This window comes from Aidingimonas lacisalsi (assembly GCF_008079445.1).
Lineage (GTDB): Bacteria > Pseudomonadota > Gammaproteobacteria > Pseudomonadales > Halomonadaceae > Aidingimonas > Aidingimonas lacisalsi.
In genome coordinates, this window is the sequence record NZ_VRYH01000002.1 from 306,583 (window position 1) to 332,386 (window position 25,804).

Here is a 25,804-nt window from a genome sequence, read left to right on the forward strand (position 1 = left end):
CTTTCTTCGGGTCGTGACGGCTAACAACATGAGCCGAACGTGTTTATTACATGAGAATTTTTCAACTCGCATGAATGGCTCTGGCATGCCGGTTTGAGGAATTTTCCCGCCTTTCTATGCGCGAATTCTGCGCCTGAAATCGCCAAATCGCATTTGCAATGACCACCGCATTGGCACTACGTTATGCCTTGTAGCGCGACAACAAGAATTTTGAGCGCTTAGGATTTACTCCGCTTTAGGACTGCTTGGCGGCCGCGGTGAAAACCGTCGTAGGGTCCACACATCTGCGGAGATCGAGTACGCCTCTTGTCGCCCGAAACCTTGCGAGGTTGTGGGCGTACATCAAAAGCGATAAGCAATCGCGACAGACGACAATCAGGCATAGCTCTGGGCGAGGCACGGGAGGAAACCGTGCTGTCAAAAGCGCCGGGCTAGTATGTCCGAGAGACTCGACTGCTCGGCACGATGATGATGGAACGTCCCCTGATGGGGCTGGTGCTCGGTATCGGGCACCCAGGGACAGTGCGTCCATTGCTTGGCATTTCAGACGGCTAAGACGCGCCCATTTTGCCTGATTGCAATCACTCTAGGTGGCAACCCCGCTACCTGCGGGTGGTGAATTTCACAACCACGACAGGGGGGAAAATATGGACGCAATTCGATCACCTAAAGGGCAGGATTTCGGGTCCGATCCGGTGGCTTGTCGAGAGACCGGTCATTATCAAGATGAGTATACTGAGGGGTTTGTCGACAAATGGGATGAGCTGATCGATTGGAAAAGCCGCTCTGAAAGCGAAGGCAGTTTCTTCCTCGAAACGCTTCGCCAGCGAGGTGCCAAGCGAGTGCTCGATGTCGCCACCGGCACGGGCTTTCACTCGGTGCGACTGATCGAAGAAGGGTTCGAAGTCGTCAGTTGCGATGGTAGCCCGGAAATGCTCGTCAAGGCGTTCCAGAATGGGCAGGAATGGGGACATATCCTGCGCACGGTGCAGGTCGATTGGCGGTGGTTAAATCGTGATGTGCATGGTCACTATGACGCCATCATCTGCCTTGGTAACTCCTTTACTCACCTCTTTTCCGAACACGATCGCCGCAAGGCTCTCGCCGAATTCTATGCGACCTTGAAGCACGACGGCGTATTGATCCTGGATCAGCGTAACTACGACGCCATGCTCGACGTCGGCTACTCCAGTAAGCACACCTATTACTACTGCGGCTCGGACATTTCCGTCTACCCGGAACACGTCGACGAGGGGCTGGCTCGTTTCCGCTACAACTTCCCCGACGACTCTACCTTCTACCTGAACATGTTCCCGCTGCGTAAGGACTATACCCGCCGCTTGATGAAAGAGGTCGGCTTCCAGCACGTGGATACGTACGGCGACTTCCAGGAGACCTACCGGGATTCCGAGCCTGACTTCTTCATTCATGTGGCTCACAAGAGCTATCAGGAGGAAGAAGATGAATAAAGTCATGGAAAAGGCCTACACGGCCGCTGATGAGAAGGCCCGCGAGTATTACAACAGCGACGACGCTGATAATTTCTACTTCCACGTCTGGGGCGGCGAGGACATCCACGTTGGCCTGTACCGAGACGATAAAGAGCCGGTGTATGACGCCAGCCGTCGGACCGTGGCCAAGATGGCATCTTGCCTGCCGAAGCTGGGTGCCAAGACCCGGGTATTGGATATCGGTGCCGGTTATGCGGGCTCTGCACGTTATCTGGCCCATGAATATGGTTGCTCGGTGACCGCGCTGAACATCAGTGAAAAGGAGAATGAGCGCGGGCGCGAGAAGAACCGTGAGCAGGGAGTCGATAATCTGGTCGAGATCATCGACGGCAGTTTCGAGGATATTCCTTTCGACGACGATTCCTTCGATGTCGTCTGGTCTCAGGATGCCATCCTGCACAGTGGCGACCGTCAGCGCGTGCTCGAAGAAGCCGTGCGTGTCTTGCGTCCTGGTGGACATTTCGTCTTCACCGATCCGATGCAGGACGATGGTTGCCCGCGTGCGGCGCTGGAGCCGATCCTCGCCCGCATCCATCTCGATACCTTGGGGTCACCGGGGTTCTATCGAGAAGCACTGACCAGCCTGGGCCTGGAAGAAGTCGACTTCGATGACAGCTCCGACATGATCGCGATGCACTATGGCCGTATTCACGATGTCCTTTCCGAGCATGAAAAGGACGTCAGCCAATTCGTGAGTCACGATTATATCGAGCGCATGAAGCATGGGCTGCAGCACTGGGTCGAAGGTGGCCAGCGCGGCAATCTGCGTTGGGGCATCTTCCATTTCCAGAAGCCGCAGAAATAGCGGCGGCGCCAACACTGTATGGTGGCAGGAGCGTGTCATTAACGTTACCTGCCGCTACGAGGGCTGATCGAACGTTATGGCAGCCCAGTTGTTACAACCTCAATAGGGGGAATAATGAGCACTCGTCTTTTTACGTCTGAATCGGTATCCGAAGGCCATCCGGATAAACTGGCGGATCAGGTTTCCGATGCGATTCTCGATGCCGTACTCACCGAGGACAAGTACGCCAAGGTGGCTTGTGAAACCTTGGTCAAGACCGGTCTGGCCATCATCTCCGGCGAGCTGACCACGACGGCCAACATTGATTACGAAGATATCGTGCGCCGTACCATCAATGACATCGGCTATGACAATGCCGCCGTCGGCTTCGATGGGGATCTCTGCGCCGTTATCAATGCGATCGGCAAGCAGTCGCCGGATATCGCCCAGGGCGTGGATCGTAGCAAGCCCGAGGACCAGGGGGCCGGCGACCAGGGTATGATGTTCGGTTATGCCTGCAACGAGACCGATGTTCTCATGCCGGCACCCATCACTTATTCCCACCGTCTGGTCAAGCGTCAGAGTGAGCTGCGTCGTAGTGGCAAGCTGGATTGGCTGCGTCCCGATGCCAAGAGCCAGGTCACCTTCCGTTATGAAGATGGCAAGCCGGCGGGTGTCGATGCTGTCGTGCTGTCCACCCAGCATGCCGAGTCGGTTTCCGCGAGCCAGATCCAGGAAGCCGTCATGGAGGAGATCATCAAGCCGGTGCTGCCCTCTGAATGGCTGGACCGGGGCACACGTTTCCATATCAATCCGACCGGCAACTTCGTGATCGGCGGTCCCGTCGGTGATTGCGGCCTCACTGGGCGCAAGATCATCGTTGATACCTATGGCGGCATGGCGCGTCATGGTGGCGGTGCCTTTTCCGGCAAGGATCCGTCCAAGGTCGACCGTAGTGCTGCTTACGCATGCCGCTATGTGGCCAAGAACATCGTGGCGGCCGGGTTGGCCGACAAGTGCGAAATCCAGGTCTCCTATGCCATCGGTGTCGCCGAGCCGACGTCGGTATCCGTCGATACCTTCGGTACTGGCAAGATCTCCGAGAACAAGCTGGAAGAATTGACCCGCGAGTGCTTCGATCTGCGCCCGTACGGCATTCTGCGGATGCTGGATCTGCAACGTCCGATCTACCAGGGTACGGCGTCCTATGGTCACTTCGGCCGCGAGGATGACGCCTTCACTTGGGAACGCACCGATCGGGTCGAGCAGCTCAAGTCTGCCGCGGGCATCTAAATTCACCGGGGCCTGCCGCCGAGGAGCGCTGCAGCCGGCACAAGACCGGCAAGGCTCGGTCGCAGAAACGATCCCCACTTGTTTTACAACGGCGCTCGGATTTCATTTTCAATCAGGGAGTGAAACCATGAACGCTGTCGCTGAAGCACTGAAAGACGATTTCAAGGTTGCCGATCTGTCTCTGGCCGATTGGGGCCGCAAGGAAATCAAGATTGCCGAGACCGAAATGCCGGGTCTCATGGCACTGCGCGAGAAGTATGGCACCGATAAGCCGCTGAAAGGAGCCAAGGTTGCCGGCTCGCTGCACATGACCATTCAGACGGCTGTCTTGATCGAAACCCTCAAGGCGTTGGGTGCCGACGTCCGTTGGGCGTCTTGCAACATCTATTCCACCCAGGACCATGCCGCTGCCGAGATCGCTCGTTCCGGCACGCCGGTCTTCGCCTACAAGGGTGAAACCACCGAAGAGTACTGGGAGTTCACTCATGCCATCATGGATTGGCATGACGGCGGTACGCCGAACATGATTCTCGACGATGGTGGCGATGCCACGACGGTCGTGACGCTCGGTGCCAAGGCGGAGAAGGACCCGTCCGTACTCGACAACCCGGGCAGCGATGAAGAAACAGCGCTGTTTGCCGCCATTCGCAAGCGTCTCAAGGAAAAGCCGGCTGGCTATTACCAGAAGCTGCAGGACGCCATTCTGGGCGTGACCGAAGAAACCACTACCGGTGTCAACGGCTTGTATCACCTGGCCCGCAACAATGAGTTGCCGTTCCCGGCGATCAACGTCAACGACTCCGTGACCAAGTCCAAGTTCGACAACCTCTATGGTTGCCGCGAGTCGCTGGTCGATGGCATCAAGCGTGCCACTGACGTGATGGTGGCCGGCAAGGTTGCCGTAGTGGCCGGCTATGGCGATGTCGGTAAGGGCTCGGCTCAGAGTCTGCGTGGCCTTGGCGCGACCGTGTGGGTAACCGAGATTGACCCCATCTGCGCGCTGCAGGCGGCGATGGAAGGGTTCCGGGTCGTCACCATGGACGAAGCCGCCGACAAGGCAGACATCTTCGTCACTGCGACCGGTAACTATCACGTCATCACTCACGAGCACATGCAGGTCATGAAGGACGAAGCCATCGTCTGCAACATCGGTCACTTCGACAACGAGATCGATGTCGCTAGCCTGCGTCAGTACGAGTGGGACAACATCAAGCCTCAGGTGGACCACATCACCTTCCCTGACGGCAAGAAGATCATCATGCTTGCCGAAGGACGTCTGGTGAACCTGGGCTGTGCGACAGGGCACCCCAGCTTCGTGATGTCCAACAGCTTCACCAACCAGGTGTTGGCGCAGATGGAGCTGTTCAACAACAAAGGGGAGTACAAGAACGACGTCTATATGCTACCGAAGCACCTCGACGAAGAGGTGGCACGTCTGCATCTGGAAAAGATCAATGCGCATCTGACAGAACTGGACAAGCTCCAGGCGGACTACATCGGTGTACCGGTCGAGGGACCGTTCAAGCCTGAGCACTACCGCTACTGAGACGTTTCTCGGACGTTGTGTCGACCGCCTCATCGAGGCGGTCTTCCCACGTCGGATCGTCATCAGACATGGCATGCTTCGCTCGACAGCCGGGTCCGGTTGTCGGGTGAAGTCGGTCGTCAATGTATCAGGAGAGGAATACACCTGATGAATAGCTTGGTAAGTCGCTCGACGGCTCCCTCGGAGCTGGTACTCGAAGCCGTTCCGCCAGAGTTGCAGCAAGGGGAACGGGGCATCGAGACGGTATTGGAGAAAATCGATGGCCTTCATCGGGAGGTCGGTCTCGATGCCGTCAATATTCCGGAAATCCGAGAAGAAAGCTCCAAGAGCAGCAAAGGGGAGCGGCGCAAGCCGTTCGAACCTCGCGTGGAACCTCGTGTTCTCGCCTATCGTATCCAGGAACAACTGGACTTGCCCTGCATCATCAATCGGGTGGTGGTTCATCTCGAACATGAACAGCAGCTCGACTGGTTCCGGGAGACTCGGGAGGAGTATGGCGTGCGTCGCCTCGTTCTCGTTGGTGGTGAGCGGAGTGATCAACGCTATCCTGGCCCCTCTGTCCCGGAAGCGACGACACTGCTGCGCGAGCGGCTTCACGCCCCCGACATGCAAGTCGGTAATATCTGCATTCCTTCGCGTCCTGGCGAAGCCGAGCGCATGTTGCGCAAGATGGATGCCGGGGCAGATTTCTTCACCACCCAAGTGATCTTCCACGCCGAGGAAGTCACGTCGTTACTGGATGCGATTGGCGAGCGCGCCGGACGGGAAAACGCACCTACCATCCTCGTCTCGCTCGCCCCTGTACGTTCCGAACGCAATATCCGCTTTTTGCACTGGCTTGGCGTGAACCTGTCCAATGAGCTGGAAGAGTGGTTGACCGCTGAGCCAGAGTCGGTGACCGAACGGTCGCTGACACACATTCGCGATCTGTGGAGTGAGATTGCCGACCACGCGGCTGAGACCAATGCGCCTTTCCCGATCAGTGCCAATCTTGCACCGATCGGTCGTATACCGACGTCGACGACGGTCTCGCTTGCCCGCGCACTCCGCGATCGCCACATTCAAGCTCCGCATGCCCTGGGTAGGATGCTGCCCTGACAGGCATCTGCATATATCATTCTCGAGCTTTACGAGCCCGACGAAAAGGAAACAGCCACCATGAGCTCTGAATTGCTTCAGGCATTACAAGATCCTCAATGCTACGACCACTCGGTCGATGGGTTTGCCCTGTATGAAACGCATATTTCCTGGGTCTTGTTGACCGGGGAGTATGTCTACAAGATCAAGAAACCCGTCGATTTCGGGTTTCTCAACTTCTCTACCCTTGATCGCCGCAAACGATTCTGCGAAGAAGAAATTCGCCTCAACAAGCGTCTTGCCTCTGCACTGTATGTGGACGTCGTGCCTGTCACGGGGACACCGGACGCGCCGCGCATGGGAGGCGAGGGTGAACCGTTCGAATATGCGATTCGCATGCGGCAGTTCGACAATACCCAGATGATGGACCGTCTTTACGAAGAAGGCCGTTTGACGGAAGCCCATCTGGATGAGCTGGCCGGCCAGCTCGCCGACTTCCATGAGTCGTTGCCGTCTGCGCGAGGCGAGTGCGGTACGCCGGGAGCCGTGCGTGCGGATGCTGAGCAGAATTTCGAGCAGATCCGTCCTCTGCTGGACGACCAGGCACAGGTGGAACAGCTTGATCGGTTGTCTGCATGGAACGACAAGGCATTCAAGCAGCTCGAATCGCATATCGCACGTCGTTATGAGGAAGATCACGTTCGTGAGTGCCATGGTGACCTGCATCTGGCCAACATCACTCTCTACAATGGTCAGCCTACCGTTTTCGACTGCATCGAGTTCAGCGACGGCCTGCGCTGGATCGATACCTGCAACGATCTGGCATTCCTGCTGATGGATCTCGAGTTCCGCGATGCACCGCAACTGGCCAATCGTGTTCTCAACCGCTATCTCCAGCTCAGCGGTGATTATGACTGCCTGCCATTGATGGATTATTACAAGGCGTATCGTGCCACCGTGCGTGCCAAAATCGCCTTGTTCACTCGCGGCAACCCCGGCCTCAGCGACGATGAAAAGCAGGCGTTACTGGAGAAATACCAAGCCTATATCAATCTGGCCGAGCAGTATGCCGAGCAACGCAACCGGTACCTGCTGGCCACGACTGGGCTCTCGGGCAGTGGCAAGAGCTGGGTGAGTCAACATCTCTCGCAGTCATTGAACCTGATCTGGCTGCGTTCCGATGTCGAACGCAAGCGGTTGTTCGGCCTCAAGCCACTGGACAGCAGTCATGCTCAACCAGAATTGAATATCTACACGTCTGAAGCGTCGCGTGAGACGTACCAGCATCTGGCAACGCTAGCCGAAAATGTGCTGAAAGCCGGCTATCCAGTGATCGTCGACTCCGCCGCCTTGCATCAGTCGGAGCGCGCCCAACTGGTTCGGGTAGCCGCTGCTCAAGATCTGCCCTATCTATTGCTGAACTGTCAGGCGCCGGAATCGGAGCTTCGTCAACGGTTGGAGCGCCGTGGCAAGACTGAGGTCGATCCCTCCGAGGCGGATGAAGCCGTCATGGAAAAGCAACAGAGCGCGGCGGAATCTCTGTCAGCGGAAGAGAGCGACTACAGCTTGGACGTGGATACCACGAAATCAGGTATCGACACTGAATTGGCAGACCAGGTGCGTGAACGGGTCGCTGCTACGCCTGTACCCGCCTGATCGTTGCTGATACCTGGGAGGCAGACGTCTCCGCCAGCTAGGCGTGAGCCCAGGCGGTCTCCCAGAGTTGCAACACGGGCTCCAGTTCACCCTCGTGCAGTACCAGCAGGGTGGACTGGTCCTGGTTCGTTCCCGCCGGTGTGACTACGGCAAACTCGCCTTCCTCCAGATGAAACTCATGGATCTCGAACTCACCCTCCGGCGTCATGCAGCGCGTGGAGCGATAGCTCTCGTCTTCACCGTAGGTCAGGCGGTGGTACATCTTGAAGAAAGTGTATAGATACAATCCGCGTTCGAATGTCGGCCACTGGGCCGGGCGTCGTGCGATGTCATCGTCGAGTGTCATCCCTTGCTGCCGCGCGTGGGCGATGGCGTCATCGCGTGGCACTGCAATCAATGAGTCCTCGTCTTCGGGCAAGGGTTCGATACGCTCAATGGTTTGATGGTAACGCCGGAATACCTCATTAACGTCACTCAGTGCCGTGACATCGTGGTCGCTGTGACGCAAGTCGTCGGGATCGTCGTTGCCATTTTCCCAGCCGTGAATGACGCGCAATACCAGCCGTCGTTGCTGCATAGGGGGCTCGAGTAGCGTACGCAGAGCGATCCTGAGATGTAACTGACGTTCAGGCACGTCATTGTCGAAGGCGTTGTAAGGTTCGTTGAATATCTTGTTCAAACGACCAGGCGCATGTTCCTTGGTTTCGGTATACGACATGATTGTTCTCGAGGGTTGCGAATGAGAGGAAATCCAGTATCAAAAGCAATGAAACCACGAAGTCGCTTTGACAGCTACCATCGGCCAGTCGATCATGGCTCGTTACCCGACAGCGCTACAATGATGTTCGTGACTGAGTCTTGAGGAGCTAGCTTGCCATGAGCAATGAACAACAGGATCCCCGTCGTCGTTATTCTGGTCCGGTCGTCGATGGGCTGGGAAAATCGGCCAGTCGTGCCATGCTACGTGCCGTGGGCTTTACCGATGAAGATTTCACCAAGCCCCAGGTCGGTATCGCTTCGACCTGGAGCCAAGTGACTCCCTGCAATAGCCATATCGATGGTTTGGCTGAAGCGGCACGAGGGGGAGCGGACAGCGCCGGTGCCAAGGGGGTGATATTCAATACCATCACGATTTCCGATGGTATTGCCAATGGTACTGAAGGCATGAAGTATTCACTGGTATCGCGCGAAGTCATTGCCGATTCCATTGAAACGGTTGCGGGCTGTGAAGGTTTTGACGGGCTGGTGGCCATCGGCGGCTGCGATAAGAACATGCCGGGTTGCATGATGGGACTGGCCAGGCTGAATCGTCCCAGTGTCTTTGTCTATGGCGGTACGATACTGCCCGGTGAAGGCCATACCGATATCGTCTCGGTTTTCGAAGCCATGGGGGCGCATACCAAAGGCGACATGGACCTGATCGAAGTCGAGCAGATCGAGAAAACCGCGATACCGGGGCCTGGGTCCTGCGGCGGCATGTATACCGCCAACTCCATGGCCTCGGCGATCGAAGCGCTGGGCATGAGTCTGCCGGGTAGTTCGGCGCAGAATGCCGTCTCCCAACAAAAGCACGATGACTGTCAGGCGGCTGGAGCGGCGGTTCTCAAATTGCTCGAGCATGATATCAAGCCCTCGGACATCATGACCCGGGAGGCGTTCGAAAACGCCATCACGGTGGTCATTGCCTTGGGGGGATCCACCAATGCCGTGCTGCACCTGATTGCCATGGCGAGCACTATCGGTGTCGAGTTATCGCTCGAGGACTTTACCCGTATCGGCAAGCGGGTGCCGGTATTGGCGGATCTTCGACCCAGTGGGCATTACATGATGAGTGAGCTGGTGGCGATCGGGGGGATCCAGCCGCTGATGAAGATGCTCCTCGATGCGGGCATGCTGCATGGTGACTGCTTGACCGTCACGGGCCAGACGTTAGCCGAGAACCTGGCCAGCGTAGCTCCCTATCCGGAGGATCAGCGCATCATCGCGCCGCTGGAGACGCCTCACAAGAACGAGAGTCATCTCCGTATTCTGTATGGCAATCTGGCCCCTGAAGGCGCCGTGGCCAAGATTACCGGCAAGGAGGGGACACGCTTCACAGGTCGCGCTCGCGTGTTCGGTTCCGAGGAGGAGGCGCAGGCTCGCATCAATGATGGGACGGTCATTGCGGGCGACGTCTTGATCATTCGTTATGAAGGGCCACGTGGCGGCCCCGGTATGCGCGAGATGTTGACGCCGACATCGGCGATCATGGGGCGTGGTCTGGGCAGCGAGGTGGCATTGATCACTGATGGTCGTTTCTCCGGGGGCAGCCATGGTTTCGTGGTCGGTCACGTGTCTCCCGAGGCGTTCGACGGTGGGCCGATTGCGCTGGTGGAGGATGGCGATACGATTACTATCGACGCCGAGGCCGATACCATGGAGGTCGATGTCAGTGACGAGGAGTTGATGCGTCGACGAGCTGCCTGGATCAGGCCGGCCCCACGCTACACACGGGGTACCTTGTCAAAGTATGCGCGCACCGTGAGTTCCGCATCGCGTGGAGCGGTAACCGACCTGCCTGAATGAGCCGAACACTGGGAACAGGGGGGCTCAGCACCCTTGTCGGCTGGCACTGTAACGCAATCGCAGTCTCGCTCGTAGTCGTCGAGCGAGACTGTCTATGCCGAGGTTGAGCAGTGCGGTGATCAAGATCAGCACCAAGGCACTGTCGATACGGATCTCCTGGATGGCACTATCGATGAAGAAGCCGAGCGTGGCGACACCCAGGATGCCCAGGATCGCCGTTTCGCGCATGATGATTTCCCAGCGGTAGAACAATAGGGCGAGAAACGGTCCGTAAAGGCGAGGAACCATTTCATAGGCATAGCGTGCAATGCCGTTTGGTGCATCGGGGCGGAGCGTCAGCGTGTTGCTGCGTTGGCCAACGAGGTGACCGATGATGCCGCCATTGTGAATAGCCAGCGCCACCACGGCCGGCAACATGGAGGGACCCAGGAGCTGCAACAGAATGAAGGCGAGCAGGTATTCCGGGGTGGAGCGGAGAATGACGAGCACGAGATGCCCTGCCGAACCGGACAGGCGGGTGGTGAAATGTCGTGACACCAGAGGGAACAATACCAATGCCAGAGCACCTGTCAGCACCAGGGCGATCTGTGTCAGTAACAAGGTGTTGATGATGCCGGGCAAGGCCTGGTTGGCAAGCAGGTCACCTAACCACGCCCCGAGGCCAGCCATACCTTCCCCGGAACGCAATGGTAACGGCACGATATCCTGAGTCACGAAACGGGTGATATTGCTCCAGGCAATGGGGAGACCTGAGCCAAGCAGAAACGGGGCTGCCACCAGGTAGAACGGCAGGAGTCTGGGGCGTGCCCATAGTTTCAATGTGGCAATCATCACGTAGAAGATCAGCAAGAGTGCGCCGACCGAGCTGTAGTGTCCTTGAGCGAAGGACGATTCGAGATAGTAACCTAGTGTCGGCATGCCGATGAATCCGAGCACGGCGCTTGAGCGCAGGCCACACTCCAGCCGGTAAGCCGTATAGCTGACCAGGTGGGGCCACGCCTGTGACAAGCGTGTATAGGCGAGTCCCGATAGTGAACGACAGCCGTGCGGGAGTGCGTGAGCGGGTCCCGGATCGGCTTCATCGAGGATTTCGGCATAGACCTTGGCAAAGATGCCGGCATAGGGAAGGGCAATGGCCAGTACCCCGGTCAAGGGATGAAGACCGAAACACTGCAGGAACAGTAGTGCCCAGAAGAGTTCATGAATGGCGCGTATGAAGGCGCAGCCACCGCGTACCAAGGCATGGCGGAAGCATAAGGCGAGCAGGAAACCGGAGACGGCTCCCAGCGTCACACCGACGAACGCGAAGGCCAGCGTGCGGACCACTGCCTGTCCGAGATAATCCACGGCGGAGAGATCGGGAGTGACCAGCCCCAGAGCGAGGCGTGCCAGTTCCTGCCAGGGATTGGCGGTGCTGATCTGGAAATCGGCGTAGAGCAGGCAGCCGAGCGCGACGACCACAAATGCCAGACTGAGCCGTATGCTGGCAGACTGCCACATCAGCACTGCTCCCGGTGGCTCATGTCATGGATCAGTGGTTCACGATTCATAGAGTGGAAGTACGTCTCTGGTGGTCAGTCGTCGACTGGGTTGGTCCAGCGCGATGGTGCCCTGGTGAATGCCGATGACGCGGTCGCAGAAGCGCAGGGCCAGTTCGACATCATGCATGGCCAGCACGGCGGTAGCATAGGTGTCGGTGAGTGCCGCCATGACCGATGCGGCCTGGGGGCCATCGAGCGAGGAGACCGGCTCGTCGGCAAGCAGCACGGAGCCTGCCTGATAGAGGACACGAGCGGCGGCGACCCGTTGTCGTTGACCACCGGACAGTTCACCGGCACGGTTCCAGCACGTGTCGGCAATCTCCAACCGTTCGAGTAGCGGTGAGATATCGGCGACATCGCGTCGAAACGGTCGGGCGAGCGTGATCAGGTTGTGGCAGGTCGAGTGTCGAGAGAGGCCGCCCATGTAGACGTTATGAAACGTCGACAACGTATCGACCAGCCCCAATTGCTGCGGGATCAGCGCAGCGTTCTGGTGTCGCCAATGGGTGTACATGAGATCCAGGAGCGTCGATTTTCCGGCTCCGCTCTTGCCGACCAGTGCAACGTGCTCGCCCGGAGAGAGAGTCAGGCTCAGAGGGCCGAGCACCCGACCCTTGCCATAGTCGGCGACGACCTCATTCAGCGTCAGTGACGTCACGGATCGAGGAGTCCCAGCTCACTGCCGACCTCCTTGATGATGGTGTAGTCATCATTGTCAGCCTCGATGAACCCCTCGCGGGGGAAGCTTTCCAGCAGGGCTGGATCGTCCATGCTCAGCAGTGCCTGGCGCACCTGATCGGAGAAACCATCGCCAAATCGCTCATCGACATCACCTCGGATCGTCCATTGGTAATCCGGGTAGTGAGGTGTCTTCCACACGATACGGACGTCATCGGTATCGATCTCGCCTGCCTCCACTTCATTTTCCCAGACGGCGTAGTTTACGGCACCGAGTTGATAAGCCCCTGAAGCGACCAGAGAGATCGTGCGGCTATGGTTGCCGCTGAAACCGACGCGTGAAAATATCGCTTCCGGTGGTTCGTCGAAATGCTCACGCAGGTAATATTCCGGCATCAAGCGGCCGGACGTCGAGCTTTTGGCGCCGAAAGTAAAGGATCGCTCGCGCATCGCGTCGCTGAGGCCACCACCGTCTTCCAGGCCGGTACTCTCGTGGGCAATGAAATACGTCATGAACTCGGTGTCCTCTACGCCTTGCGCGATGGCCTGCGAGCCAGGGACTCGCGCGCGAGCTTGCACGCCCGATAAGCCACCGAACCAGGCTAGTTGCACCTGATCGTTACGGAACGCGGTAACGGCGGCGGCATATGACTTGACGGGGATGAAGCGAACCTCTCGATCGAGTTCTTCGGCCAGGTAGTCGGCCACTTTCTGGAATCGTTCTTGCAAACGCGTTTCGTCTTCATCGGGAATGGCGGTGAAGACGAAAGGAGGGGCGCTGACAGCGGGAGCGGTGCTCAGAAGAACTGCGAATCCGATGAGCCATGTCGATCGACGAACCATGGGAATATCCTTGCGTCATCTGTAATGCGGGGGCACTGGATGACACAAGGATATCAAAAAACCAGGGATTATCGGCGACCGTCATTCACTCGACGGTGTCGCGCAGTGTTTTCAGTTCATCGGTCGTGAATTGCTCAAGGCGACCGGCGAGCAAGTCGCTTAGCTTCTGTGGGGGAATTCCTGCACGCTGGGCGATTTCTCGATTAGGTCGTTCGGACAGGGCGATGCGGCGAGTGACAATGCGCATCAGACGGGTACGTTTTTCCAGCTCTCTCACGTCCAGGTCGGGGGCCTTTTTACCATCGTCGAGGGCCTCCCAACCGGTCATTAATCGTGCTGTGCTCATAGGGCTCCGTCAATATGAGTTGCTACGGCCTTAGCATGCAAGGTTTTTGGCCATTCTTCCAGCCTCGTTCACCATTTTCATCGATGATATTTCTTTATCTTTGCCACGCCGCGCCGGCAGCAGGACAATCGATCGAACGACCCCGTCGTGACAGAGGGGTGCCGGGCCATGTCGTGCGTTGCCTGGGGCGTCGATGGCAGAACAAGTGTGGAATTGCCGTTGTAGCAAGTCAGCGCCTTGACGTGCTAGGTTTTGCCTCGCGAATGCATGACATAACAAGTTGGTCCATGACCCTATAGGAGAACTTCATGCGAACTCTCAAGTACGCCTTGGCCGCATCGCTGCTGGTTGCAGCGCCTGCGGCAGTCGCGCAACAAACACTAGCCATCGCGACCGGCGGTACCGGTGGCGTTTATTATCCGCTGGGCGGCGGCCTGGCCGAGATGGTCAGCAAGCATATCGACGACTATGAAGCCTCGGCTGAAGTCACAGGGGCATCGGTCGAAAATATGGGGCTGATCATGCGCAATGAGGCGGATGTTGCGTTTGCGTTGGCCGATACCGTTCATCAGGCCTACATGGGAGAAGACGATTTCGAAGGCCGTCAGGTCGAGAATACGCGTGCCTTGGCGTCTGTTTATCCCAACGCCGTGCAATTGGTCACATTGGCCGATTCCGATATCGAGTCGCTGTCCGATCTGGAAGGTAAACGCGTCTCGGTAGGCGCGCCCGGCAGTGGTACCGAGCTCAACGCGCGTGCCGTGCTCGAATCGAATGGCTTGACTTACGATGATATGAATGTTCAACGCTTGAACTTCAACGAAACGGCCGATGCGCTGCGCGATGGCGATATCGAAGCCGGTTTCTGGAGTGTGGGTCCTCCCACCAGTTCCATCATGAATCTGGCTTCCACGCGTGACATTCGACTGATCAGCCTCTCCGATGAGGAGGTCGAGAATGCGCAGGCGGAAGAGTCGGTCTTTGCCCCTTACGAGTTGAAGGGCGGTACCTATGAGGGGGTCGATGAAGCGGTGCAGACCATCGGGATTCCAAATGTCCTGGTCGTCAATGCCGATATGGATGAGCAGCTTGCCTACGATCTCACCAAGATGCTCTTCGAACGCACCGACGAGTTGATCGACGTGCACCCGGCAGCGGAAAATACCACGGTGGATTTCAGTCTCAACTCCACACCGGTGCCGTTCCATCCGGGGGCCATCCGCTATTACGAGGAAATCGACGCCGATATCCCTGATGATCTGCGTCCCTGATTCAGGCATCCCGATGATCCGTCATCATGAAAATCATGTCTGATGCGTCAATGGGGCGGGCAGCGGTGCCCGCCCCATTGCATTATGCTCTCGGCTGTATCGCCTGCATCTCGGGACTGGCGGGGATGATGTCGCCATCCATTGCCAGTGCGGAAACGTCGCAACCGGCCAGTCTGGAGGCCGTCGCTCAGGACGGTGACATTCTGGTCTCGATACCGATCCTGCCAGGCGGACGATGGTGCCTTGGCTGGAACCATTCGGTAGAAGGGTTCGAGGTGCTCGATTGCTATGGCTATCTGAATGGACGTATGGTTCTCGAGCGTAGCCATCAACCCGATTTTGCTGCCGGGCTCGGCCATATCAGCGGTCGTGGCGAGCAGGTTTCCGATGGCCACGGAGGGTACTGGATCAACCACATCGATGAGCCCGTGCCGAACGATCGTTATGTCTTGCGCGTGGGCTCCACCGAGGTGAACCACCGCATCCTGTGGGGAACGCAACGATTCAGCCTGAGTGCCGCCGCCGCTCACGAGCGCGTGATCATGAGATTGTACAAGCCAGACGATGTCTGATGAGGACCCCATGAACGAATCCACCACCCCTCCTGTGAAAATGCCGGGAGGCGATGCCATACAGCCTCGCCCGATATTGTGGCTCATTACGATCGTGGCGGTGGCGCTGTCACTGTTCCAGCTCTATTCGGCAGGTATCCAGACATTCGGCCTCTTCTATCAGCGCAGCATTCACTTGGCGCTGGTCATGATGCTGGCCTTCCTGATGTTTCCCGCCTTTGGCCCCAGTCGGCAACGGGGGCCGGTCGGCACGCTCATCGATATCGTGTTCTTCGCGGGTGCCGTGCTCACCGGGGGGTACCTGGTCGTCTATCTGGATGAAATCATCAATCGGGCCGGCTTCTGGATACAGACGGATATCTGGGTGGCGATCATCGCCACGGTGACCGTCCTTGAAGCCAGCCGGCGTGCAGTTGGGTTGGGAATGACCCTGATCGGGGTCATGGCGATCGTCTATGCATTCGCCGGGCCTCGCGGCGAGTTCCCATGGTTGGCCCAGTTCATGCCCGGAATTCTCGAGCATCGCGGCTATACGCTCGAGCGCGTCGCCGGCCAGCTTTATCTTGGCCAAGAGGGCATCTTCGGCCTCCCGTTAGGGGTGGCGGCAACCTACGTTTTTACCTTCGTGCTGTTCGGCGCGTTTCTGGAAAGTACCGGGGCGGGCAAGTTCTTCATCGATCTGGCCTATGCGGCGACGGGCCGACAGCGTGGCGGTCCTGCCAAGGCTGCCGTCCTGGCGTCGGCGGGTATGGGATCGATTTCGGGGAGTGCCATTGCCAATGTCGTGACGACTGGGGCCTTTACCATTCCCTTGATGAAACGCTTGGGCTACAAGCCTCATCAGGCTGGCGGTATCGAGGCGGCGGCCAGTACCGGTGGCCAGATCATGCCGCCCTTGATGGGGGCCGGTGCCTTTCTGATCGCTGAATACACGCAGATGCCGTATCTGGAAGTGGTCAAGGTCAGTATCTTGCCTGCCATCATGTATTTCGCGACCGTTTACCTGTTTGTCCACCTCATTGCTCTCAAGCAAGGCATGCAGGGAATGACGCGTGCGGAATTGCCGCAAGTCAGAGATGTCATGCGCAGTGGTTGGCACTTTCTGCTGCCGTTGGCGGTATTGATCTGGCTGTTGGCGATCAGTCTGTCGCCGATGCGTGTTGGCTTTTACGCTATCGTGACCATCGTACTGGTCGCTGTGCTGCGTTATGTGTACTGGTTCTTCTTCATCGCGCCTCAACACGGGGAAACGGTCACCGGTGACAAGATTCTGGCGACCGTCAAGGCGGGCTTGCTCAAGCTGACCGAGAGTCTGGAACTGGGGGCACGTAACGCCGTCGCTGTCTCCATGGCCTGTGCCGTAGCGGGGATCATCGTCGGGGTCGTCGGCCTGACAGGGTTGGGATTGAAGTTCTCGTCCATGATGCTGGCCTTCTCTGGCGGCAACCTGGTTCTGGCGCTGGTCATGGTCCTGCTGGCCAGTCTCGTGCTCGGTATGGGGCTGCCGGTGACCGCCAGCTACATCGTATTGATCGTGCTGGTCGGGCCGGCCCTGACCAATGAGTTCGGGGTGCCGCTGTTGATCGCCCATCTTGTGGTCTTCTGGTATTCCCAGGATTCGAACGTGACGCCGCCCATTGCCTTGGCCGGTTTCGCCGGTGCGGCGATCGCCGGAAGCAAACCGATGGAAACCAGCTTCCAGGCGTGGAAGTTTGCGAAAGGGCTCTACCTGATCCCGCTGTTCATGGTCTTCAATCCGGAAATCATCGTCGGTGGCCCGGTTCCCTTGGTGGTCTGGAATGCGGTGATCGCGATTGCTGCCTTGCTGGCATTTGCCGCCAGCCTTGAAGGGTATTTGTTCGCGCGCATGAGTTGGTTCTCGCGGTTACTGCTGGCTGCCTCGACCGTTGCTGTCTTCTACCCGAATCTGTTGGCGGAAGTCGTCGGTGTGGCGTTGATCGCCTTGCTGGTATCGGGTAACTGGTTGGCCCATCGTCGTGGCATGTTGGCGACTGGTCACTGATCCGGGTTGTTCGAATGGTCAAGGTGACGGCGCCCTCGGGCGCCGTTAGAATACCCGCCTTTCATCATGGTCTCGAACCGAGGAAAGGGCATGAAAACATCAAGCGAGCAAGCCCGGGTGGGCGTGATCATGGGGTCGAAATCCGACTGGCCCATCATGGAACATGCCGTCGATATGCTCGAACACCTAGGGGTAGCCTGCGAAGCAAAGATCGTGTCGGCTCATCGCACCCCCGATCTCTTGTTCGACTATGCCAAGAGCGCTGCCGATCGCGGTCTTCAAGTGATCATTGCGGGTGCCGGAGGCGCGGCGCATTTGCCGGGGATGGTGGCTTCGCAAACCCCTCTGCCGGTACTGGGAGTGCCAGTCGAGTCCAAGTCGCTAAAGGGATTGGATTCATTACTGTCCATTGCGCAGATGCCCGGTGGTGTCGCGGTGGGCACACTGGCCATCGGTAAACCCGGTGCTATCAACGCTGGCCTGCTCGCAGCACAGATCGTGGCTCTGAGCGACGATACGGTCAAAGCTGCCGTGGCATCATACCGTAGTGCTCAGACGCAGAAGGTGCTGGATAATTCCGACCCGCGTGACGAGTGATATCCTGTTCTTGGTTCTGATACGCATAATCCCCCTCGGGAGGTAGGAATGAATATCGGTGTGCTCGGTGCCGGGCAGCTTGGACGCATGCTGGCCCTGGCGGGCTATCCTCTGGCCAATCGCTTCTTTTTCCTGGACACCTCGGGCAAGCCCAGTGCAGGGATAGGCGACGTCTGGATCCATACGGACCGAACTGACGACTCATCGTCACTCGAGGCGTTTCTGGACAGTGTGGATCTGGTCACCTACGAATTCGAGCATCTACCGGTAGAGCTGGTGCGCGATATCGAACGCCACAAACCTGTGTATCCCGGCAGCACCGCGCTCGAGGTGTGTCAGAATCGCGCCGAGGAAAAGGCCTTGTTCGATCGCCTGTCAATCCCGACACCGGCTTATCGGTTGGTAGCGAGTGCCGATGAATTGGCGTCAGCGGTGCGTGAATTGGGGGCGCCGGTGGTGGCCAAGTCGGTCACCGAAGGCTATGACGGCAAGGGACAGGCCGTATTGCACACCTCCGACGATGCCGAGGGGGCTTGGCAGCGCATTGGCCACTCGCGCTTGATCGTGGAAGCGTTCGTCGACTTCGTGCGGGAAGTCTCGATCATCGCCGTGCGTGGCCGTAATGGCGACGTGGCGTTCTATCCCATGGCCGAGAACGTCCACGTGAATGGCATACTGCGGTACTCCCTGGCACCGTTGCCGGACCTGGAGGATAGCGTACAACGAGTGGCTGACGACTATATACGCACCTTGCTCGATGAACTGGATTACGTCGGCGTGCTGGCACTGGAATTGTTCCAGACACGTGACGGTCGACTACTCGCCAACGAAATGGCCCCCAGGGTGCACAATTCTGGCCATTGGAGCCTGGACGGTGCCGTCACCAGTCAGTTCGAGAATCACTTACGTGCCATTCAAGGCTTGCCGTTGGGGGCAACGCATGCACGTCGACCGACCTGCATGGTCAATATCATTGGTCGCATGGGTGATGCGGCCGAGCTTCTGGCCATCGAGGACGCCCATCTGCATCTGTATGGCAAAGGCGAACGGCCCGGCCGTAAGCTGGGACACGTCAATGTGTTGGCCGATTCGACTGCAGCGCTGCTGAAAAAGGTCCGACACTGCGCCGGCCGGCTGCCCGATGCGCCGGAGCCGCGCTTTAGTTTCGAGTGACCGTCATGACTGAACTTGCTTGCCGGCATCGCTGAGCAGTCGTCGTAGCCAGCGGTGAGACGGTGAATGGTGCGTTCTATCATGCCAGAGTTGGTAGAACCGCATGGGCGGGAAGTCGATCGGTGATGGCAGAATCGTCAGGCCCAACTGACGCGCATAGAAGCGGGCGAAGTGCCGGCTGGTCGTAAAGATCAAGTCACTGTCCTGCAGCAAGTGAGGTGCGAGATTGAACGACTGGGCCTCGACGACTTCATGGCGTTCGACACGTAAGTTGGCCAGTTGCCGATCGATCACGCCGCGCTGGTTCCGCGAGTAGGGCATCGGGACCACATGCCCGGCATTCAGGTAATCCTCGTACGTTATCCCCTTGTGTGCCAGGGGATGTCGCGACGAGACCAGACAGACAATCTCGTCTTCCAATAACATCGACAAGTGCATCCGTTCCGGTGGTTCCGGCCAGTTGCCGATCACGATGTCCATGTCCCCTTCGGCGAGTGCCGCTTCGAAATCGTAGTCCGGTCCGAGTGCGTGTATCGATAGCCGCGCCAGCGGCGCCTCGCGGCGAAAGCGTTCCGTAGCCGTTGCCATGAACATCGGTGCCAGATAGTCCGGCGCGCCCAGACGATAGGTATGGCGGCTGGAAGAGGGATCGAATTCACCGGGTTGCTGCGTCAACTGGTCAATGGCACCGAGCGCATTGCGTGCGTGTGGCAACAGCTGCAGGGCACGTTCGGTAGGAACCATGCCGCCCTTCTCGCGGACCAGCAACTCATCCTCGAAGATTCCTCGCAGTTTTTTCAGTGCTGCGCTGACGGCGGGTTGAGATTGCTGCATGCGGATGGCCGTTCGGGAAACGCTGCGTTCATCGAGCAGCAGGGTCAATACGCGGAGTAAATAAGTATCCAGCGGATCCTGGCGTTTCTGGGGCATGATTTCCTCGCGAATCAAACGGATGGTCGCCGGGTCGTATATCGTTTTGGTTATGGGGACTATCAGGGCCTATCGGTTTTCATTTCTCATGGCGTCTCTAGACTGGGTCATCGAAGCAATTTTGTATACACGATTTCCTGATTACAACGACAAAATGCTGGAGATAACCTGATGAGATCAAGTCATAAAGCCGCTATCGTCGGTTCCTTGTTTGCTGTGGTGACGGCAATTCCCGTGGCTCAGGCAGCCGACTGGAGTGATACGTCGATCGGCTATCGTTACGGAACCGAGTTTACCGAACCCGGAATCGATGAGGACGTACAGAAACATATCCTCAGTCTGACCCATGCCAGTGGCTACTCGCTGGGCCAGAACTTTTTCAATCTCGATATTCTGCAATCCGACAGCAGCGATCCGACAACCTTCGGGGGCGATACCGGGGCGACCGAAGCCTACCTGGCCTATCGCCATCAACTGCACTATGGTGGCGTTTTCGATGAGCCATTGTCATTCGGGCCAGTGGGTGACATGGCCTTGACCACCGGCTTCGATCTCAATACCAAGAATACCGACTATTCCCCACGCAAGCGTTTGTTACTGGTGGGGCCGACACTCAAGTTCGATTTACCGCGCGGCTTTCTCGATGTGAGCCTGTTCTACGCCCACGAATGGAATCATTGCGGACTCGATTTCTGTGGCCCGGATCATGATGTCGAATTCGATCCCTACGCCCAGTTGAACATAGTGTGGGGGGTGCCGTTCGATGCCGGAGCGATTCCACTGAAATTTCAGGGCTTCTACAACTACAACACTGAGAAGGGGAAAGATGCAGCCGGGGACGACACCGATGATGAGCAGTTATTGCGCACTTCGCTGATGCTGGATGTGGGCAAGCTGGCATGGAACGAAAGCAATCAGTTGCTGGCCGGTGTCGGCTATGAAATGTGGCGCAACAAGTTCGGCAATGCCGAAGGGCCGGGCCTCGATACCGATGCAGCAACGTTCAATCTGGAGTGGCATTTCTGAATGCCAGGGCCTTTATCCCGGCCAGTACACGATCAGCGCGATCACGGCGAAATGGCCGGGATACCAGGCCAGCCAGAGCCGTCGTGGCATCCTGAACAGGACCTCGGGCACATGCCTTGCTACGCCGGCAGCCAGTAACAACATGACCAGACAGGTGCCTACCGTAAACGATTTGGCCATGTCAGTGGTGTTCAACTGACCCGCGACGAGCAGCACCGGCATGGCGGCCAGAGTGGCGATGAATCGCTCCGCCAACGTGTTCCCTGCATCATGCAGCGCATGCATGGCCAGCATGTAGAGCGGAATCATCAATAATCCATAATGGCCATACTCCACCCAGTCGCCCAGCCAGTACCAGGCGGCAATCGACAGCACGGCCAAAGATAACGCCAGTGGTCTGGGGGTGCCGTCGTCCAACTGCCGTATCACATGTGCCCATAACGTTCCCCACGCCAATCCTGCGGCAAGGGTGAAGCAGATATTGAGGACAAAGACGTCGATTGGTCTCGGCATCAGTGTATAGGGCACCTGAGCAATCAATCCGATGACCAGGATGCGTCGTGCATAGCGCAATGGATTGCGGGTATTGAACAGTCCGTGCCAGGCGACCATGGCAGCGAACAACGGCATGGCGATACGACCGAGGGACGACCCCGCCCAGGTGGTATCCCAGCTTGTCGGTAGGACATAACGGGTGATGTGATCGGTCGTCATGGTGATCAAGGCCAGCCATTGTCCCCATCCCGTCCAATGTGAGGAGGGACGAATCGCCGGCTCCGTGGCGCGGGTCCTTGCCTTCATCGTTACCTCTCTGTCAGCCCCGTTTCCCTGTGGAATGACCGCGTCAGACATTACCGAGACTCGTTGTGCGAGGCCGGTAACGGTCATCGTCGTAGATCGACATGGCTCGGCTTCGTACATCAACGACCGATGCTGGTGACTTGAGGTAGCCCCAGACGGAACGAATGTTGCCGCGACTATCCTTGACCGCGAGCCGCTGACGCCGATATCCGTCGTGTAGATGGACACCTTCGAATCGGTCGAGTTCACGCAGGGTCGGGGTCTCGACACGGTAGAGTTCTCCCTGCACCCGGTAACCACGGCCTCGCTTGTCGATCAGTACTGGCGTATAGCGGCGTCCGTGCAGTTTGAGGGGGAAGGTATCGCATGTCTTGGCAGTCCCCAGGAAAGTAGCCGCTTCCATGAGGGGAGAGTGATTGGGGAAACCGTATTTCAGGGTACCGTAGATGAACATCAAGAACGTCATGATGAGTGAGCCTCCTTGGTCGGTTATCGAGTATGATGCGATTGTTGCCTTGCCTGAGCAGTACACGCCGTCTGTCCAGACAAGTGTTGGGTCGTTGATAGGGAGACGAGCATGATGCGCGGCGCGTTCGGTTTCGATCTGCGGAGTATGGAAATCTTCGTCGAAACCCTGGATCGGGGCAGTCAGACAGCCGCCGCCGATGCCTTGGGGCTGAAGCAATCGACCGTATCGCAAAGCCTATCCAATCTCGAGGCGGCACTCGGCGTTGCATTGCTCAAACGCCATTCCCGGCCGCTGGAGCCGACGAGTGCGGGCCGTTTCTTCTACGATCGAGCCAAGCGGTTGCTCAGTGAAGCGCGAGCCACACGCCGCGAACTGGTATCGCAGACATTCGGCCAACTTCACCAGGTGCGCATGGCGATGGTCGACTCTCTGGCAACGGCGGTCGGAAAACCGTTGATCGAGGCAATCCAGCGCCATACGGGAGATTACACTCTGACTACGGGGTTGTCGCACATGCATGGTCATTCGCTGTTGACGCGTCATGTCGACATCATTATCTCCGATGATCGCCTGGAAAATTATGACGGCCTGGAACGTCATCCCGTACTGAATGAGCCGTTCGTTCTCGTGCTTCCCCATGCATGGACCGGGCCGACCGACAATCTGCGCTGGTTGGCGCGACACCTGGATTTCGTTCGCTACACACCGCAGTCGCTGATTGGCCAGAGCATCGAACGGCATTTGCGCTTGCATCAGCTCGAACTCCCGGTTCGTCTGCATCTCGATAATACCTTCGCGGTATTGAGTCTGGTCAATGCCGGTGCCGGTTGGACGATCACCACGCCCTTGTGCCTGTATCAGGCAGGGCTCGAGCATCTCGATGTCCAGGTGGTCGAGTTGCCGACGGCGTCCTTGCGACGTGAATTGACGCTAGTGGCGCGTCGCGATGAACTGGGTGGCCTACCGAGCCAGTTAGCGTTGGATAGTCGCCACCTACTGGAACGTCACTTTCGCCGCTCACTGGCCGATAAGGCGCCCTGGTTGGCAGAGCGTATCGATCTTGCGCTCTGAATGCTGACCGGGCGGGCCCTCCTCTGGTGAATCCTGTACTGCTTCGCACCTTGGCGGTGCGCTATCGATAAAATCGATACTCTCCCTGTCGTTGATAACGATGATTTTTGCACTTCTCGTGAGTCGCTGCTCAAACTTGGCCAAGTGATTGGCAAGTTCACCGACAAGGGACAACAAGAAACGATGCCAAGACTGATCCAATGCTACGTACGCTACGTAGACGCGTTCAACCGACGTGTCGGCCGAGTCATCATGTACCTGATCTTCGTGATGATCGGCGTTCTGCTCTTTTCCTCGATCGCTCGCACCGTATTCAACAGCCCATTGCACTGGGTCGTGGAAAGTTCCCAGTTCATGATGGTGGCCTACTTTCTGCTCGGTGGCGCCTACTCCATGCAGATGGATTCCCATGTACGCATGGACCTGCTTTATGGGTGTCTGAGTCCCCGGCGACAAGCCGCACTGGACGTCGTGACCATGCTGTTCCTGCTGGTCTTTCTGGTCGCCTTGTTAATGGGGGGAATCTCCAGCACGCAGTATGCGCTGGAGTACGGTGAGCGCAGTTACTCTGCCTGGGCGCCTCCCCTGGCGCCGATCAAGATCATCATGACGTTCGGCATCCTGCTGATGCTGTTGCAGTCGATTTCGACCTTGTTCAAGGACGTGGCCAAGGCGTGCGGGAAGGAGATGACATGAGTTATCAGATGATTGCGCTAACCATGTTCTCTTCCATGATGGTCTTGTTGCTGACCGGGCAGCGAGTATTCGGCGTCATTGGTTTCGTCGGTGCGGCGGCGGCCCTCCTCCTGTGGGGGGATGGTGGGGTGGACATGCCGTTCAACGCGAGTTTTCAGTTGATGAACTGGTACCCGCTATTGACCTTGCCGCTTTTCATCTTCATGGGGTACATGCTTTCCGAGTCGGGGATCGCGTCCGACCTTTATGACATGTTTCATGTCTGGATGGGGTCGCTGAGAGGCGGGCTGGCGGTAGGCACGATTGGCTTGATGGTCGTGGTGTCGGCCATGAACGGTCTAAGCGTTGCCGGCATGGCCATCGGTGCGAGCATTGCTCTGCCGGAGTTGCTGCGCCGCGGCTATGACAAGATCATGGTAACCGGGGTGGTGCAGGCGGGCAGTTCTCTGGGCATTCTGGTACCGCCGAGTGTCGTGCTGGTTCTCTATGGCATGATTGCTCGTCAGCCGGTCAGCCAACTGTGGCTGGCGGGGGCCGTGCCCGGTCTGCTCCTGGCGTCGCTTTTCATCCTGTATATCGTGGTGCGTTGTCGGCTCCAGCCTCATCTGGCCCCCACCTTGCCCGAAGAGGAACGACAGCACACGACCCGTGAAAAGCTGTCGTTGCTGCGTGCCGGTATCTTGCCCCTATTGATCTTCTTTGCCATGACCGGGTTGTTCATCTTGGGGGTGACCAGTCTGGTGGAGAGTGCTGCGGTTGGCGCGACATCGGCGATCGTGGCGGCCTGGTTCAAGCAACGCCTGACGCGTGAGGTCCTTCAGACGACCGTTCACAAGACGCTCGGCATTACCTGCATGTTCATGTGGATCATTCTCGCGGCACTCTGCTTTGGTGCTGTGTTCGATGGCCTTGGCGCGGTGCGGGCGATCGAGTCGCTGTTTCTCGATGAAATCGGCATGGGGCCGTGGGAGATCCTGTTGATGATGCAGCTCTCCTACATCCTGATGGGCATGTTCCTCGACGATACGGCGATGCTGGTCATTGTCGCTCCGCTATACGTTCCCCTAGTGATCAGCCTGGGATTCGACCCCGTCTGGTATGGCGTGCTCTACACCATCACGGTCCAGATTGCCTACATGACGCCACCGTTTGGCTACAACCTCTTCCTGATGCGAGCGATGGCTCCACCCGAGATCTCTCTGGGCGACATCTATCGGAGCGTATGGCCGTTCGTGACCATCATGCTGATCGGCCTGGCGCTGGTCATGGTATTTCCGCAGATCGCCATGTGGCTGCCGGACACCTTCTACGGCTCGCGATAGCGGCCAATGTCTC

The 25,804-nt window shown here is 57.8% G+C and carries 24 protein-coding genes and 1 riboswitch; of the genes, 16 read left to right on the top strand and 8 right to left on the bottom strand.

Annotated elements, in window-relative coordinates:
- The first annotated feature begins 647 nt into the window (after positions 1 to 647).
- The 6 genes from FVV99_RS04655 to FVV99_RS04680 all read left to right on the top strand — a co-directional run bounded on the left by FVV99_RS04655 (position 648) and on the right by FVV99_RS04680 (position 7,867).
- On the top strand, positions 648 to 1,469 hold the full coding sequence (locus FVV99_RS04655; RefSeq protein WP_148252872.1) for a glycine/sarcosine N-methyltransferase: 822 nt from the start codon (positions 648 to 650) through the stop codon (positions 1,467 to 1,469).
- On the top strand, positions 1,462 to 2,316 hold the full coding sequence (locus tag FVV99_RS04660; RefSeq protein WP_201745027.1) for an SAM-dependent methyltransferase: 855 nt from the start codon (positions 1,462 to 1,464) through the stop codon (positions 2,314 to 2,316). Before FVV99_RS04655 ends, FVV99_RS04660 begins: the two co-directional genes overlap by 8 nt.
- A 111-nt stretch (positions 2,317 to 2,427) precedes the next feature.
- A complete protein-coding gene (metK, locus tag FVV99_RS04665) occupies positions 2,428 to 3,588 on the top strand; it encodes a methionine adenosyltransferase (RefSeq protein ID WP_456236714.1) in 1,161 nt (386 codons plus the stop codon).
- Positions 3,589 to 3,602: 14 nt separating this feature from the next.
- Positions 3,603 to 3,692: riboswitch (S-adenosyl-L-homocysteine riboswitch) on the top strand.
- Positions 3,693 to 3,715: 23 nt separating this feature from the next.
- On the top strand, positions 3,716 to 5,134 hold the full coding sequence (gene ahcY / locus FVV99_RS04670; RefSeq protein ID WP_148252874.1) for an adenosylhomocysteinase: 1,419 nt from the start codon (positions 3,716 to 3,718) through the stop codon (positions 5,132 to 5,134).
- Positions 5,135 to 5,281: 147 nt separating this feature from the next.
- A complete protein-coding gene (locus tag FVV99_RS04675) occupies positions 5,282 to 6,232 on the top strand; it encodes a methylenetetrahydrofolate reductase (protein WP_148252875.1) in 951 nt (316 codons plus the stop codon).
- A gap of 60 nt (positions 6,233 to 6,292) precedes the next feature.
- Positions 6,293 to 7,867 carry a bifunctional aminoglycoside phosphotransferase/ATP-binding protein gene (locus tag FVV99_RS04680; protein WP_148252876.1) on the top strand — a complete coding sequence of 525 codons (1,575 nt, stop codon included), beginning with the start codon at positions 6,293 to 6,295 and terminating at the stop codon, positions 7,865 to 7,867.
- A 37-nt stretch (positions 7,868 to 7,904) separates the two neighbouring features.
- Here FVV99_RS04680 and FVV99_RS04685 read toward each other — a convergent pair whose 3' ends face one another.
- Positions 7,905 to 8,585, bottom strand: a complete 681-nt coding sequence (locus tag FVV99_RS04685; RefSeq protein WP_148252877.1) for a hypothetical protein — start codon at positions 8,583 to 8,585, stop codon at positions 7,905 to 7,907.
- A gap of 158 nt (positions 8,586 to 8,743) precedes the next feature.
- Here FVV99_RS04685 and ilvD point away from each other — a divergent pair, with 158 nt between their 5' ends.
- A complete protein-coding gene (gene ilvD / locus FVV99_RS04690; protein WP_148252878.1) occupies positions 8,744 to 10,432 on the top strand; it encodes a dihydroxy-acid dehydratase in 1,689 nt (562 codons plus the stop codon).
- Positions 10,433 to 10,456: 24 nt separating this feature from the next.
- Here ilvD and FVV99_RS04695 read toward each other — a convergent pair whose 3' ends face one another.
- The 4 genes from FVV99_RS04695 to FVV99_RS04710 all read right to left on the bottom strand — a co-directional run bounded on the left by FVV99_RS04695 (position 10,457) and on the right by FVV99_RS04710 (position 13,840).
- Positions 10,457 to 11,932, bottom strand: coding sequence for a PhnE/PtxC family ABC transporter permease (locus tag FVV99_RS04695; RefSeq protein ID WP_148252879.1), 1,476 nt, complete (start codon positions 11,930 to 11,932; stop codon positions 10,457 to 10,459).
- Positions 11,933 to 11,971: 39 nt separating this feature from the next.
- Positions 11,972 to 12,631 (bottom strand): ATP-binding cassette domain-containing protein, encoded by a 660-nt coding sequence (locus FVV99_RS04700; RefSeq protein WP_148252880.1) that lies wholly within the window; start codon positions 12,629 to 12,631, stop codon positions 11,972 to 11,974.
- Positions 12,628 to 13,494: a putative selenate ABC transporter substrate-binding protein gene (locus tag FVV99_RS04705; protein ID WP_148252881.1), complete on the bottom strand. Its 867-nt coding sequence runs from the start codon at positions 13,492 to 13,494 to the stop codon at positions 12,628 to 12,630. Before FVV99_RS04705 ends, FVV99_RS04700 begins: the two co-directional genes overlap by 4 nt.
- Positions 13,495 to 13,579: 85 nt before the next feature.
- On the bottom strand, positions 13,580 to 13,840 hold the full coding sequence (locus FVV99_RS04710; protein ID WP_148252882.1) for an XRE family transcriptional regulator: 261 nt from the start codon (positions 13,838 to 13,840) through the stop codon (positions 13,580 to 13,582).
- Positions 13,841 to 14,148: 308 nt separating this feature from the next.
- Between FVV99_RS04710 and FVV99_RS04715 the strand changes: the two genes are divergently transcribed.
- From FVV99_RS04715 to FVV99_RS04735, 5 genes are all read left to right on the top strand, one after another.
- Complete coding sequence (locus FVV99_RS04715) at positions 14,149 to 15,111, top strand: TAXI family TRAP transporter solute-binding subunit (protein ID WP_148252883.1); 963 nt, start codon at positions 14,149 to 14,151, stop codon at positions 15,109 to 15,111.
- Between the two features lie 26 nt (positions 15,112 to 15,137).
- The gene (locus tag FVV99_RS04720) at positions 15,138 to 15,683 is read left to right on the top strand and encodes a DUF1850 domain-containing protein (protein ID WP_236645293.1); all 546 of its coding nucleotides are present in this window, start codon (positions 15,138 to 15,140) and stop codon (positions 15,681 to 15,683) included.
- A gap of 10 nt (positions 15,684 to 15,693) precedes the next feature.
- Positions 15,694 to 17,706 carry a TRAP transporter permease gene (locus FVV99_RS04725; protein ID WP_148252884.1) on the top strand — a complete coding sequence of 671 codons (2,013 nt, stop codon included), beginning with the start codon at positions 15,694 to 15,696 and terminating at the stop codon, positions 17,704 to 17,706.
- Between the two features lie 90 nt (positions 17,707 to 17,796).
- Complete coding sequence (gene purE, locus FVV99_RS04730) at positions 17,797 to 18,303, top strand: 5-(carboxyamino)imidazole ribonucleotide mutase (protein WP_148252885.1); 507 nt, start codon at positions 17,797 to 17,799, stop codon at positions 18,301 to 18,303.
- Positions 18,304 to 18,351: 48 nt separating this feature from the next.
- Positions 18,352 to 19,476 (top strand): 5-(carboxyamino)imidazole ribonucleotide synthase, encoded by a 1,125-nt coding sequence (locus tag FVV99_RS04735; RefSeq protein ID WP_148252886.1) that lies wholly within the window; start codon positions 18,352 to 18,354, stop codon positions 19,474 to 19,476.
- A 3-nt stretch (positions 19,477 to 19,479) separates the two neighbouring features.
- On the opposite strand, the gene FVV99_RS04740 is transcribed toward FVV99_RS04735, so the two are convergent.
- Positions 19,480 to 20,406: a LysR family transcriptional regulator gene (locus FVV99_RS04740; RefSeq protein ID WP_201745028.1), complete on the bottom strand. Its 927-nt coding sequence runs from the start codon at positions 20,404 to 20,406 to the stop codon at positions 19,480 to 19,482.
- Between the two features lie 171 nt (positions 20,407 to 20,577).
- Between FVV99_RS04740 and FVV99_RS04745 the strand changes: the two genes are divergently transcribed.
- A complete protein-coding gene (locus tag FVV99_RS04745) occupies positions 20,578 to 21,432 on the top strand; it encodes a hypothetical protein (protein ID WP_148252887.1) in 855 nt (284 codons plus the stop codon).
- 12 nt (positions 21,433 to 21,444) lie between these two features.
- Here FVV99_RS04745 and FVV99_RS04750 read toward each other — a convergent pair whose 3' ends face one another.
- A complete protein-coding gene (locus FVV99_RS04750) occupies positions 21,445 to 22,233 on the bottom strand; it encodes a TraX family protein (protein ID WP_148252888.1) in 789 nt (262 codons plus the stop codon).
- Positions 22,234 to 22,276: 43 nt separating this feature from the next.
- Positions 22,277 to 22,699: a gamma-glutamylcyclotransferase family protein gene (locus FVV99_RS04755; RefSeq protein WP_148252889.1), complete on the bottom strand. Its 423-nt coding sequence runs from the start codon at positions 22,697 to 22,699 to the stop codon at positions 22,277 to 22,279.
- A 111-nt stretch (positions 22,700 to 22,810) separates the two neighbouring features.
- Between FVV99_RS04755 and FVV99_RS04760 the strand changes: the two genes are divergently transcribed.
- From FVV99_RS04760 to FVV99_RS04770, 3 genes are all read left to right on the top strand, one after another.
- The gene (locus tag FVV99_RS04760; protein WP_236645294.1) at positions 22,811 to 23,773 is read left to right on the top strand and encodes a LysR family transcriptional regulator; all 963 of its coding nucleotides are present in this window, start codon (positions 22,811 to 22,813) and stop codon (positions 23,771 to 23,773) included.
- 183 nt (positions 23,774 to 23,956) lie between these two features.
- A complete protein-coding gene (locus FVV99_RS04765; RefSeq protein WP_148252890.1) occupies positions 23,957 to 24,469 on the top strand; it encodes a TRAP transporter small permease subunit in 513 nt (170 codons plus the stop codon).
- A complete protein-coding gene (locus tag FVV99_RS04770; RefSeq protein WP_148252891.1) occupies positions 24,466 to 25,791 on the top strand; it encodes a TRAP transporter large permease in 1,326 nt (441 codons plus the stop codon). The genes FVV99_RS04765 and FVV99_RS04770 overlap by 4 nt, the downstream gene beginning before the upstream one ends.
- Positions 25,792 to 25,804: the final 13 nt, after the last annotated feature.